Here is a 13,135-nt window from a genome sequence, read left to right on the forward strand (position 1 = left end):
CCATGACCGAGGACAAGAAGCTCGTCGAATACCTCAAGTGGGTCACCGCCGACCTCGCCAAGACGCGCAAGCGGGTCGAGGAGCTCGAGTCGGCGGAGCAGGAACCGGTCGCGATCGTGTCGATGGCGTGCCGCTACCCGGGCGGCGTGCGGTCGCCGGAAGACCTGTGGGACCTCGTCCTCGACGGCGGGGACGGCATCGCCGGGTTCCCGGAGGACCGCGGCTGGGACCTTGACAGCCTGTTCGGCTCCGAGCGTGGCCGCTCGTACGTCCGCGAAGGCGGTTTCGTCGACGGCGCCGGGAAGTTCGACCCCGGCCTGTTCGGCATCTCGCCGCGTGAGGCCCTGGCGATGGACCCGCAGCAACGCCTCCTGCTGGAGACGTCGTGGGAGGCCATCGAACGCGCGGGCGTCGACCCGCTTTCGTTGCGCGGCAGCAAAACCGGCGTGTTCGCCGGGGTGATGTACCACGACTACGGCCAGGGCGCGCAGTTCCCCGAAGAGGCCCTCGGCTTCCTCGGCGTCGGCACGGCGGGCAGCGTGATGTCCGGCCGCGTCTCCTACGCGCTGGGCCTCGAAGGTCCGGCCGTCACGATCGACACGGCGTGCTCGTCTTCGCTGGTCGCGATGCACTGGGCCGCGCAGGCGCTGCGCGCGGGCGACTGCGATCTCGCGCTGGCCGGTGGTGTCACGATCATGGCGACGCCGGGCTCGTTCGTCGACTTCTCCGCTCAGGGTGGCCTCGCGCGCGACGGCCGCTGCAAGTCCTACGCGGACGCCGCGGACGGCGTCGGCTGGTCCGAAGGTGTCGGCCTGGTCATGTTGGAGCGCCTGACGGACGCGCGTCGCAACGGCCACGAAGTCCTGGCCGTGCTCCGCGGCTCCGCGGTCAACCAGGACGGCGCGTCCAACGGCATCACCGCCCCCAACGGCCCGTCGCAGCAGCGTGTCATCCGGCAAGCGCTGACCGGCGCCGGGCTCGGACTGTCCGATGTGGACGTCGTCGAAGGCCACGGCACCGGGACGCCGCTGGGTGACCCGATCGAGGCGCAAGCCCTGCTGGCCACCTACGGCCGCGGCCGCGAGACGCCGCTGCTGCTGGGTTCGGTGAAGTCGAACATCGGCCACACCCAGGCGGCCGCCGGGGTCGCGGGCGTGATCAAGATGGTGCAGGCGCTGCGCCACGGCGTGGTGCCGAAGTCGGTCAACCTGGACGGCCCGTCGTCCCAGGTGGACTGGACCGCGGGCGCCGTCGAGGTCGTCACCGAGAACACCGCCTGGCCTGAGGTGGACCGCGCGCGCCGCGCCGCCGTCTCGTCGTTCGGCATCAGCGGCACCAACGCCCACGTCATCCTCGAACAGGCCGCCCCGGCTGAAGCGACCGCCGGGGAAACCGCGCCTGCCGGCGTCCGCCCGTTCGTCCTGGCCGGCCGCACCGAAGCCGCGTTGAAAGCCCAGGCCGCCCGACTGCTCGTCCACCTCGGCGACGGCGCCCTCGACGCGCCCGACCTCGCGTGGTCGCTGGCCGCGTCCCGCGCCGCGCTCGACCACCGCGCGGTGATCGTCGCCGACGACCCCCGCGTGGGCCTCGCGGCACTCGCCTCCGGCACCCCGGACCCAGCGGTGACCACCGGCGCCGCCGACGTCGACGGCCAGATCGTCTTCGTCTTTCCCGGCCAGGGCGCGCAGTGGGCCGGCATGGGCGCGCGGCTCCTGGCCGAGTCGCCGGTGTTCGCGGCCCGGATCGCCGAGTGCGACGCAGCCTTGTCCGCCCACGTCGACTGGTCGCTGACCGCCGTCCTGCGCGGTGCCGCCGACGCGCCCAAGCTGGACCGGGTCGACGTCATCCAGCCCGCGTCGTTCGCCGTGATGGTCGGCTTGGCCGCGCTGTGGCAGTCCGCCGGGATCCGGCCGGACGCCGTCGTCGGTCACTCCCAGGGCGAGATCGCGGCCGCGTGCGTGTCCGGCGCGCTGAGCCTGGCCGACGCCGCCCGCGTCGTCGCGTTGCGCAGCCAGGCCATCGCGCGTCGGCTGGCCGGTGCCGGGTGCATGATCTCGGTGGCGCTGCCGGTCGCCGACGTCGAAACGCGGCTCGAGGCCTATGCGGACAAGCTGTCGGTCGCCGTGGTCAACAGCCCGGCGTCCGTCGTCGTCGCCGGGGACCCGGAGGCGGGGGAGCAGCTCATCGCCGAGCTGACCGCGGCCGAGATCCGCGTCCGCCGCGTCGACGTCGACTACGCGTCGCACTCCGCGCACGTCGAGCTGATCGAGCAGGAGCTGCACACCGCGCTGGCCGGGCTCGCGCCGCGCCAGTCGGACATCCCGTTCTTCTCCACGGTCGACGGCGACTGGCTCGACACGACCAAGATGGACGCCGCCTACTGGTACCGGAACCTGCGTCAGCGCGTCCGCTTCGAAGACGCCGTCCGCGAGCTGCTTTCGTTGCATTACCAGGTGTTCTTCGAGATCAGCTCGCATCCGGTGCTGGCCGTCGCGATCCAGGACACCGCCGAGTCCGCCGACGCCCGCGCGGTCGTCACCGGCACCCTGCGCCGTGACAACGGCGGCCTCGACCGGTTCCTGACCTCGGTCGCCGAGGCGCACGTCCGCGGCGTCAGCCCGGACTGGAAGACGCTGCTGGCCACCGGCGCGCGGATCGTCCCGCTGCCCACCTACGCCTTCCAGCACGAGTACTACTGGCCCGAGCCGGCCTCGGCCGACGCCGTCGCGGACCCGGCGGAGGCCGAGTTCTGGACCGCCGTCGACGACGCCGACTTCGCCGCGCTCAGCACCACCCTCGACGTCGAAGAGGACGCGCTCACCCGCGTGCTGCCCGCGCTCTCGTCGTGGCGCCGCCGCCGTGGCGAACAGTCCGCTGTGGACGCTTGGCGCTACCGCATCACCTGGAAGCCGCTGTCGGTCGAGACGTCCGCGCCGGGCCGGTGGCTCGCGCTCGTCCCCGCCGACCTGCCCGCCGACATCGCGGAAGCCCTCGACACACTGAACGCGGTCCAGGTCCGCGTCGAGACCGACGCCGTCGACGTCTTGCGCGAAGCGTTGCCGGGTCAGGACTACACCGGCGTCCTCTCGCTGCTCGACCTCGACGGGACGTCCTTCGCCACCACGGCCGCGCTCACCGAGGCGCTGGCCGAAGCCGAGGCCGTGGTGCCGCTGTGGTGCGTCACCCGCGGCGCGGTGTCGGTCGGCCGGTCCGAGCCGGTGCACGACCCCGCCCGCGCCGCGCTCTGGGGCGCCGGGCGGGTGCTGGCCCTGGAGTTCCCGCGCGCCTGGGGCGGCCTGATCGACCTGCCCGAGATGCTTGACGCCCGGGCCACGGCCCGGTTCGCCGCCGCCGTCGGCGGGCCCGAAGACCAGGTCGCCGTGCGCGCCTCCGGCCTGTTCGGCCGCCGGCTGGTCCGCTCCGCGGCCGGGGGAGCGGCCGAGCCGTGGCGCCCGCACGGCACCGTCCTGGTCACCGGCGGCCACGAAGGGTTCGGCAAGCACGTCACCCGCTGGCTCACCGACGCCCACGTCCTGCACGCGGGCCCGGACGACCTCGCCGACCGCGACGCGCTGACCGCCCTGCTCGCCACCGTGCCCGAGGATCGGCCCCTGACCGCCGTGCTGCACACCGCCGGGATGGCGGAAGCCGGTGCCTACGACTCCGCCGTCCTCCTCGACGACGTGCTGCACGACCACGACCTCGAAGCGTTCGTGCTGTTCTCGTCGGTGTCCGCGATCTGGGGCGCCGAAGGCCAGCGCGACCGCGCCGCCGTCGACACCGGCCTGGACGCCCTGGCCCGCCACCGCCGCGACCGCGGCCTGGCCGCGACGTCGATCGCCTGGAGCGCGTGGGCCGGCACCGGCGTCGCCGCCGATGAAGAGACCGCCGAGTTCCTGCGAGCCCGCGGCCTGCCTCCCCTCGACCCGGACCAGGCGCTGCTCGCGCTGGGCCAGGCCGTCGCCCACGACGACACCGCCGTCGTGCTCGCCGACGTCCGGTGGGACCGGTTCGTCCCGGCCCTGACCTCCCGCCGCGCGGGCACGCTGCTCGACGAACTGCCCGAGGTACGTGAACTGGCGGAAGGGCCGTCCGCCGACGCCGTCTCGACCGCGTCGGCGCTGCTGGACCGGCTGCGTGGGCTGTCCGAGCGTGAACGCGAAGACGCGCTGCTCGACCTCGTCCGCGACCAGGTCGCGGGCCTGCTCGGCTACGCGGGCGGCGCCGCCATCGAGGCCCGCCGCCCGTTCCGCGACCTCGGCTTCGACTCGCTCACCTCGGTGGAGCTGCGGAACCGGATCAACGCCGCGACCGGCCTCACGCTGCCCTCCACGCTCGTGTTCGACCACCCGCGCCCGGACGCCGTCGCGCGCCTGCTGGCGACCGAACTGCTCGGAGGCGGCGACCTCACGGCCGCCCCGGCGGCGTCGGGGATCGTCGACGGCGACCCGATCGTCATCGTCGGCATGAGCTGCCGCTACCCGGGTGGCGTCCGCTCGCCCGAGGACCTGTGGCGCCTCGTCGCCGACGGCACCGACGCGATCACCGAGTTCCCCGTCGACCGCGGCTGGGACCTGCTCGGCCTCAGCGGCGGCATGTCCTACGTCCAGGAAGGCGGGTTCGTCGACGGCGTCGCCGACTTCGACGCCGGCTTCTTCGGCATCTCACCCCGCGAAGCGCTCGCCATGGACCCGCAGCAGCGCCAGCTCCTCGAAGCGGCCTGGGAGCTGTTCGAACGCGCCGGAATCGGCTCGGACAGCCTGCGCGGCAGCGACACCGGCGTCTACGTCGGCGGCTCCGGCAACGGCTACTCGCCGCCACCGGAACTCGCCGGGCACCTGCTCACCGGCGCCGCCACTAGCGTCCTGTCCGGCCGGATCTCCTACCTCTTCGGCCTGGAAGGGCCGTCGGTCACCGTCGACACCGCGTGCTCGTCTTCGCTGGTCGCGCTGCACATGGCCGCGCGCGCCCTGGCGTCCGGGGAGTGCTCGCTGGCCGTCGCCGGCGGCGTCACCGTCATGGCGACGCCCAGCGCGTTCGTCGAGTTCAGCTACCAGGGCGGCCTCGCGGCCGACGGCCGTTGCCGGTCGTTCGACGAGGCCGCGGGCGGCACCGGCTGGTCCGAAGGCACCGGCCTGCTCCTGCTGGAACGCCTGTCCGACGCCGTCCGCAACGGCCACACCCCGCTCGCCGTCGTGCGCGGGACCGCGGTCAACTCCGACGGCGCGTCCAACGGCCTCACCGCCCCCAACGGGCCGTCGCAGCAGCGCGTCATCCGCCAGGCCCTGGCCAACGCGGGCCTGACCAGCACCGAGGTCGACGCCGTCGAAGCGCACGGCACCGGCACGCAGCTGGGCGACCCGATCGAGGCCCAGGCCCTGATCGCCGCCTACGGCACCGGCCGCGAACGGCCGCTGCTGCTCGGCTCGATCAAGTCCAACATCGGCCACTCGCAGTCCGCCGCCGGCGTCGCCGGGGTGATCAAGATGGTCGAGGCCATCCGCCACGGCGTGCTGCCGAAGACCCTGCACCTCGACGCGCCGACGTCCAAAGTGGACTGGCAGCCCGACGCCGTCACCCTGCTTTCCGACCAGCAGGACTGGCCCGAGACCGGGCGGCCGCGCCGCGCCGGTGTGTCGTCGTTCGGCGTCAGCGGCACCAACGCGCACGTGATCCTGGAACAAGCCACGGTCCTGGAATCGACGCCTGCTTCGGTCGTCGGTCCCGTGCCCGTGGTGGTCTCGGCTCGCACGCCCGAGCGGCTCGCGGCGCAGGCCGAGCGTCTCGCCTCGTACGTCACCGAGCACCCGGACGTCGCCGTCGCCGACCTGGCCGCCGCGCTGGCAAGCCGCGCGCAGTTCGACCACCGCGCCGGTCTCGTCGCGGGCGACCGGGACGAACTCCTCGACGGCCTCACCGTGCTGGCGCGCGGAACCCGGGCGCCCACCGCGGCCGGCCCGGCCGGCGGGAAGCTCGCGATCCTGTTCGCCGGACAGGGCAGCCAGCGCCCGGGCATGGGCCGCGACCTCGCCGCCGCGTACCCGGTGTTCGCCGACGCGCTCGACGCCGTGCTCGCCCACCTCGACGTCGAACTCGACCGCCCGCTGCGCGAGGTGATGCAGACCGATCTGCTCAACGAGACCGGGTACGCGCAGCCGGCCATCTTCGCCTTCGAAGTCGCGCTCTACCGGCTCCTCGAGTCGTGGGGTGTGCAGGCGGACTTCGTGACTGGACACTCGATCGGCGAGATCGCGGCCGCGCACGTCACCGGCGTGCTGAGCCTGGCCGACGCGTGCCGGATGGTCGCCGCGCGTGGTCGCCTCATGCAGGCCCTGCCGCCCGGCGGCGCGATGCTGTCGCTCGTGGCGACCGAGGACGAGGTCCGGCCGCTGCTCACCGACGACGTCGCGATCGCCGCTCTCAACGGCCCGCGTTCCGTTGTCGTCTCCGGCACCGAAGAAGCCGTGCTCGCGCTGGGTGCGCACTTCGCGAAGACGCGGCGGCTGTCGGTCTCGCACGCCTTCCACTCGCCGCTGATCGAGCCCGCCCTGGACGAGTTCGGCAAGGTCGTGGCGGAGCTGGAATTCGCGGCGCCGTCGATCCCGGTCGTCTCGGGCGTCACCGGCGTCCTCGCGACCGAGCTGGACTCGCCGGAGTACTGGGTGCGCCAGGCGCGTGAGGCCGTGCGGTTCGCGGACGCCGTCACCACGCTCGCCGAGGCGGGGGCGACGACGTTCCTCGACGTCGGCCCGGACGGCGTCGCCGCCGCGATGGCGGCCGACAGCCTGGCCGAGGACACGGGGGAGGTCGTCGCGGCCGTTCGCGCCGACGGCGACGAGTGCCGCGCGCTGACCGCCGCGCTGACCCGCCTGCACGCCCGGAACGTGCCCCTGGACTGGGCCGCGTTCTTCGGCGGCGGCGTCCCGGTCGACCTGCCCACCTACCCCTTCGCGGCCGACCGGTACTGGCCCGAGGGGTTCCACGGCGCGGGCGGCGACCTGCGCCTGTCTGGTCTGCATTCCGCCGAGCACCCTCTGCTCGGCGCCGGGGTCGCGCTGCCGGAGTCCGGCGGGTTCCTGTTCACCGGCGCGCTGTCGCCGCAGGTGCAGCCGTGGCTCGCCGACCACACGGTCGAGGGGACGATCGTGTTCCCGGAGGCGGGGTTCGTCGAACTCGCCGTGCGGGCGGGTGACGAGGTCGGCTGCGACGTCGTCGACGAGCTGACCATCGGGACGCCGTTGACCCTCCCGCCGGTCGGCGGGGTGCACGCCCAGGTCGTCGTCGGGGCCGCTGGTCCTGCCGGTGACCGGGAGCTGACCATCTGGACCCGGCCCGAGGGGGTCGGTGAGGCGTCGTGGACGCGGACAGCGTCCGGCCGGCTCTCGATGGGCGCCGGTGAACCCGCGGTCGATCCGACGTGGCCGCCGGACGCGACCGAGGTCGATCTCGGGGACTTCTACGACGGGCTTGCCGAGCGCGGGCACGTCGTCGGCGCCGCGTTCCGCGGTCTGCGGACGGCGTGGCTGGGCGCGGACGAGGTGTTCGCCGAGATCGCGCTGCCCGCCGAGCGGCAGGACGACGCCGCGAAGTTCGGGCTGCACCCGGCGTTGCTCGACGCGGCGCTGCAGGCCGTGTCGCTGCTGGATTCGACTTCCCGCGCGGCGACCGGCTGGACGCGGTTCGCGCTGCACGCCACCGGCGCGGCGGCCGCTCGCGTCCACGTCCGGCGCACGGCCGAAGACACGATCACGCTCGACCTCACCGATGCCGCCGGCGCGCTGGTCGCCTCGGCGGAGACGGTGGTGCTCGGCGAAGCCGCTGTCGCGCCGCGGGAGTCGGGCTCCGACTCGCTGTTCCACCTGGAGTGGACGCCGCTGCCCGAAACGCCGTCGCCTCGGGCGGCCCGCTGGCTCGTGCTCGGCGACGCCGCGGGTTTCCCGGACGCCGAAACGCACGCCGACCTGCCCGGTCTGGTGGCCGCGGCGAGCGACGACGCGGTGCTCGTCATCCCGGTCGCGACCGAGGGCGACGACCTGGCCGCCGTCACGCACCGGGCGACCGCGACCGTCTTAGACCAGTTGCAGCTCCTGCTGGCTGCCGACGGCCTTGACGGCGTCCCGGCGGTGTTCGTCACCCGCGGCGGCGGCCCGGTCGCTGCCGCGGTACACGGGCTGGTCCGGGCCGCGCAGTCGGAGAACCCGGGCCGGTTCCTGCTGGCCGACCTCGGGACTTCCGACGCGGACCTGCTGCCGGTGATCGTGGCGTCGGGGGAGACCCAGATCTCGGTCCGCGACGGCGTCCCGCACCGGGCTCGCCTGGTGCGAGCGCCTGCCGCGGCGGCTGCGGACTTCGACCTCGGTGACGGGACGGTGCTCGTCACCGGCGGCACCGGGGGACTGGGCCGCCTGCTGGCCCGGCACCTCGTCACCACCCACGGCGTCCGGCACCTGCTGCTCGCCAGCCGTCGCGGACTCGGCTCCGCCGGAGCTGCGGAACTGGTGGCGGAGCTGAAGGAACTCGGCGCCGACGTCCGGGTCGCCGCGTGCGACACGTCGGACCGCGAGGACGTCGTGGACCTGCTCGCGTCGGCGCCCGTCGACCGCCCGCTGACGGCGGTCGTGCACACGGCCGGCGTCCTCGACGACGGCGTCGTCGGCTCGCTGACCCCGGCGCGGCTGAAGAAGGTGTTGCGCCCCAAGGTCGACGGCGCCTGGCACCTGCACGACCTGACCCGCGATCTCGACCTCTCGGCGTTCGTCCTGTACTCGTCGGCGAGCGGCCTGCTCGGCGGCGTCGGCCAGGGCAACTACGCCGCGGCCAACTCGTTCCTCGACGCACTGGCCGAACAGCGGCGCGACGAGGGTCGGCCGGCGCTGTCGCTGGCGTGGGGGCCGTGGGCCCAGGCGGACGGCATGGCGGGCACGCTCGCCGACGTCGACGCGCAGCGGCTGGAGAAGTCCGGGATGCGGCGCCTGCGTCCGGAGGAGGGCTTGGCCCTGTTCGACGCGGCGGTTCGCTCCGGCGCGGCCACGATCGTCCCGGTGGCCCTGGACCTCGCGATCCTGCGCGGCCACGTCGTCCCGCCGGTGCTGCACGGCCTGGTCCCGAAGGTCCGCCGCACGGCCAAGATCAGCGAAGAGGGCCTGCGGTCGTTCGTGCCGCAGCTGGGCGACCTCGAGCCCGCGGCGCAGCAGAAGGAGCTGCTGGGGCTGGTCCGCGAACTGGCGGCCAGCGTGCTGGGCCACAACACCCCGCAGGCGATCGACCCGGACGTCGGCTTCACCGAGATCGGCTTCGACTCCCTGACGGTGGTGGAGCTGCGCAACCGCCTCAGCTACGCGACGGGCCTGACCCTCCCGGCGACGGTCCTGTTCGACCACCCCAACCCCCGCGACCTGAGCGAGCACCTGCGCGACCTCCTGAGCCCGGAGGCGACCGACACCGCGGAGCGCGTCCTGGCCGAACTGACCCGCTTCGAGCACCTGACGGAAACCCCGGACCTCCCACCGGCCGCGGTGAGCACCCTGACCACCCGCCTCCGCGCGCTGCTGGACCGCCTGGACGCCGGCGGCGACGAGTTCCTCGACTCCCTGGACTCGGCCAGCGACGGCGAACTGTTCCGCCTGATCGACTCCGAACTCTCCTAACCCCACAACGAAACGGGGCCGCCGGCTAACGCCGACGGCCCCGTTCCATTGTGCCGACTGTCCAGGTACGCGAGCCGACCGTCCCGGTACGCGAGCCGACCCTCTGGGTACGCGAGCCGACTGTCTGGGTACGCGAGCCTGCCGGTACCGGAACGGCCGACACGGTGCGGGCAGCAGAAAACCGGGCCGGGGAACGTGTCCCCGGCCCGGCTGTGAAGCGAAACTCAGGCGGTCTCGGTCTGGAAGGTGCGGGTGTTCCAGCGCAGGGCCAACGCCGCCAGCGCGATGATGACCACCGCGCCCATCAACGTCGGGACCAGCGGGAGCGTCTCGCGGAAGCTGGCCCGGCTGATGTCCACGATGTACGCCAGGGGGTTGAGACGCGAGAGGACGTAGAGCCACGTCGGCGCGCGGTCGGGGGTGATCGGGAGCAGGATGCCCGACAGCAGCGTCAGCGGCAGGATCGCGATGTTCACCAGCGACGAGAACGCGTCCTCGTTCTTCAGCTTCAGCACGATCGCGTGCGAGCAGCAGGCGATCGTCATCGACGTCAGCGCCGCGATCGCCAGCACCAGCAGCACACCCACGATACTCAGCGAGACGCCGAAGACGCCGCCCGCCAGGACCAGGATGATCACGCTCTGGATCAGCGACAGCGTCACCGACGGCAGCGCCTTGCCCAGGCTCAGCGACGTCCGGCTGACCGGGGTGACGCGCAGCCGGTCCAGGGTGCCGTTGCGGAGGTTGCTCAGCAGGATGTAGCCGCCGTAGATGCCGTTGGTCGCGGCGATCTGGACGATCAGCGCCGGCGTCAGGTCCACCCACGACGTGCCCGCCGGGGTGCCCGGCGCGCGCGTCACCAGCACCGCCAGCAGCGGCCCGCACAGCACCAGGTACAGCACCGGCTGGATCATGCCCATCATCAGGTACGGCTTGTTCCGCAGCGTGACCGCGAGTTCGCTGCGGTAGATCAGGATCGCTTCACGCAGCATCGGTCACTCCGTCGGGTTCGAGTCCGGCGGCGGCCGGCTCGCGCAGGCTCCGGCCGGTCAGGGTGAAGAAGACGTCGTCGAGCGTCGGACGCTGGACGCGCAGGGCGACCAGCGGGATGTCCGCCTGGTCCAGCGCCCGGACCAGCGGCGACAGGACCTCCTCGCTGTGCGCGACCTGGAAGTGCAGGGTCGCGCCGTCGCGCCGCAGGCGCTCCGCCGAACCCAGCCCGGCGACGACCAGCTCGGCGTGGTCCGCGAGCTCCTCGGGCACCGTGACCTCGACGCCGTCGCCGAGCAGCCGCGACTTCAGCGCGTCCGGGGTGTCCTCGGCGACGATCACGCCGTTGTCGATGATCTGGATCCGGTCGGCCAGCGCGTCGGCCTCGTCGAGGTAGTGCGTCGAGAGGAACACGGTGACGCCCTGCTCGTCGCGCAGCCGCCGGATGTGGCTCCACAGGTGGGCGCGGCTCTGCGGGTCGAGGCCGGTGGTCGGCTCGTCGAGGAACAGCAGCGTCGGGCTGTGGACCATGCCGAGCGCCAGGTCGAGCCGCCGCCGCTGGCCGCCCGAGAGCGTCACCGTGAGGCGCTCCTGCAGGCCGTCGAGGTCGAGCTGGTGCGAGATCTCCCGCGCCCGCTCGGTCGCGTCGGTCTTGTTCAGGCCGTACAACCGGCCCTGCAGCACCAGCTCCTCGCTGACCTTGCGCTCCTCGACCGTGCCGCCGCCCTGGGCGACGTAGCCGATGTGCCGGCGCACGCTCGTCGGTTCGGTGAGCAGGTCGGCGCCGGCGATGGTGGCCGTGCCGGCCGTCGGCTTGATCAACGTCGTCAGCATCCGCATGGTCGTGGTCTTCCCGGCGCCGTTCGGGCCGAGGAACGCCACGATCTCGCCGGCGCCGACGTCCAGGTCGACCCCGCGCACCGCCTCGACCGTGCGGCCCTGCGCGGTGAAGGTCCGGGCCAGCCCCTGGGCCTTGATCATCGATACCTCCGGGTGCGCCGGCCGGTCACCGGGCGAGCCGGGCCGACGGGGTGGGTGAGGGTGCGGTGTGCTCGTCCGCGACGAGGGACAGCAGCAGGTCGGCGGCGGCTTCCCGGCCGCGGCCGGGCTCGTGCTGCAGCCGGGCGATCTCCCGGGCCCGGGTGGTGAACTCCGGGTTCCGCAGCACCTCGGCCAGCTTCGCGACGGTGTCGTCGACGTCGACGATCTCGGGCCGGTCGACCACCAGGCCGACGCCGAGGTCCCGGCCGCGCACGGCCTGGTCGTAGCAGTCGACGAACAGCGGGCGGGTCAGCAGCGGCTTGCCGAAGTAGAGGCTTTCGACGAACCCGTTGCCGCCACCGTGGGTGAAGTGGGCGCGCACGTGCGGGTGGGCGAGGACGTCCAGCTGCGACGGCAGCCACTTCTCGATCCGCAGGTTCGACGGCAGGTCGTCCGGCAGGAGCTTGTGGGCCGCGGCCGGCAGCCGCCAGAGCACGGAGTGGTCGCCGTAGAGCCGCCGCACGACCTCGACGAGGTTCGCGACCTCGGTCGCGCCCAGCCGGGCGACCGTGCCGAACCCCATGTACACCACGGATTCGTGCCGGTCGAGCCAGCCCTTGACGTCCTGCTCGTCCGGCAGCTCCGGGATCGGCGGCAGGATCGCGCCGAGCATCCGGAAGTGCTCCGGGACCTCGAGCGGGTAGTCGAGCTCGGCCAGCGTGTAGCTGAACACCAGCCGGGCCTGGTCGATGCGCGAGGTGTACTTCGCGGCCAGGCGGGACACGCCCAGCTCCTTGTTGGACTTGACGTACTCGACGACCCGCTTGCGCAGCAGCGAATCCGCGATGAAGAGACGGCCTCGGCGGCGGCGGAAGGCGTTGTTCTCCCGGCGCTGCTGGGGCGTCATGTCCAGCGGCAGCCCGGAGTGCGGGGCCGGGAAGGTCTTCGGGAGCTTGTTGACGAGGTTGCTCGGCGAGAACGGCGCGCTGACGACGTACGGGATCCCGTAGGTGACGGCCAGCTCGAAACCCGCGTGCAGCAGGGAGTCGATCACCATTAGCGCCGGCTCGACCTCGCGGACGATCTCCTCGAGCGCGCGGTAGGTCGCGTTGCGGAAGCGGGTGTCGAAGGTCTGGCGCATCAGCGCCTTGTGCGCCTTCCAGCGGGACTGCTGGGTGACGGCCGCGTAGGTCTCGTCGTCCCAGGCGCCCGAGGACAGCTCGGGGATCGGCGCGCCGAGCGAGCGGAACGCGACCGTGCTGCCGGTCCCGTCGGCGCCGATCGCTTCGACCTCCTCACGGCGGTTGTCGCTCGTGGCGAAGTACAGGCCGGGAACGTCCCGCCGGGACAGCTCGGCCGCCAGCACCAGCTGGGGGTTGATCAGTCCGCTGTCCGGCGAGCTGACGAAGAGGATCGGGCGCCGATCTCGGCTCATGGTCGAGCACCTTTCACGGACGGGGGGCGCGCGGACCGGGCGACCGTAACAGCGGGGTTTCCGTGATTTACCTACTGTTGCG

The 13,135-nt window shown here is 73.2% G+C and carries 4 protein-coding genes; 1 reads left to right on the forward strand and 3 read right to left on the reverse strand.

Translation table 11 applies throughout. The features are described from left to right. The first annotated feature begins 2 nt into the window (after positions 1-2). Positions 3-9,647 carry an SDR family NAD(P)-dependent oxidoreductase gene (locus OHS18_RS05020; protein ID WP_328616109.1) on the forward strand — a complete coding sequence of 3,215 codons (9,645 nt, stop codon included), beginning with the start codon at positions 3-5 and terminating at the stop codon, positions 9,645-9,647. Between the two features lie 224 nt (positions 9,648-9,871). Here the strand turns inward: OHS18_RS05020 and OHS18_RS05025 are convergent, their stop codons facing one another. From OHS18_RS05025 to OHS18_RS05035, 3 genes are read right to left on the reverse strand one after another with little or no spacing between them, the layout of a single operon-like run. Continuing rightward, positions 9,872-10,639, reverse strand: coding sequence for an ABC transporter permease (locus OHS18_RS05025; RefSeq protein ID WP_328616110.1), 768 nt, complete (start codon positions 10,637-10,639; stop codon positions 9,872-9,874). After that, on the reverse strand, positions 10,629-11,618 hold the full coding sequence (locus OHS18_RS05030) for an ATP-binding cassette domain-containing protein (RefSeq protein WP_328455598.1): 990 nt from the start codon (positions 11,616-11,618) through the stop codon (positions 10,629-10,631). Before OHS18_RS05030 ends, OHS18_RS05025 begins: the two co-directional genes overlap by 11 nt. Positions 11,619-11,643: 25 nt before the next feature. Beyond that, entirely contained in the window at positions 11,644-13,053 is a 1,410-nt protein-coding gene (locus OHS18_RS05035) for a glycosyltransferase (protein WP_328616111.1), read from the reverse strand. Positions 13,054-13,135 lie beyond the last annotated feature (82 nt).

This window comes from Amycolatopsis sp. NBC_00355 (assembly GCF_036104975.1).
GTDB lineage: Bacteria > Actinomycetota > Actinomycetes > Mycobacteriales > Pseudonocardiaceae > Amycolatopsis.

Excerpts from the sequence above, each read along its gene's own strand:
- OHS18_RS05030 (WP_328455598.1), bottom strand. The coding sequence starts at position 11,618 with ATGATCAAGGCCCAGGGGCTGGCCCGGACCTTCACCGCGCAGGGCCGC.
- OHS18_RS05035 (WP_328616111.1), bottom strand. The coding sequence starts at position 13,053 with ATGAGCCGAGATCGGCGCCCGATCCTCTTCGTCAGCTCGCCGGACAGC.
- OHS18_RS05025 (WP_328616110.1), bottom strand. The coding sequence starts at position 10,639 with ATGCTGCGTGAAGCGATCCTGATCTACCGCAGCGAACTCGCGGTCACG.
- OHS18_RS05020 (WP_328616109.1), top strand. The coding sequence starts at position 3 with ATGACCGAGGACAAGAAGCTCGTCGAATACCTCAAGTGGGTCACCGCC.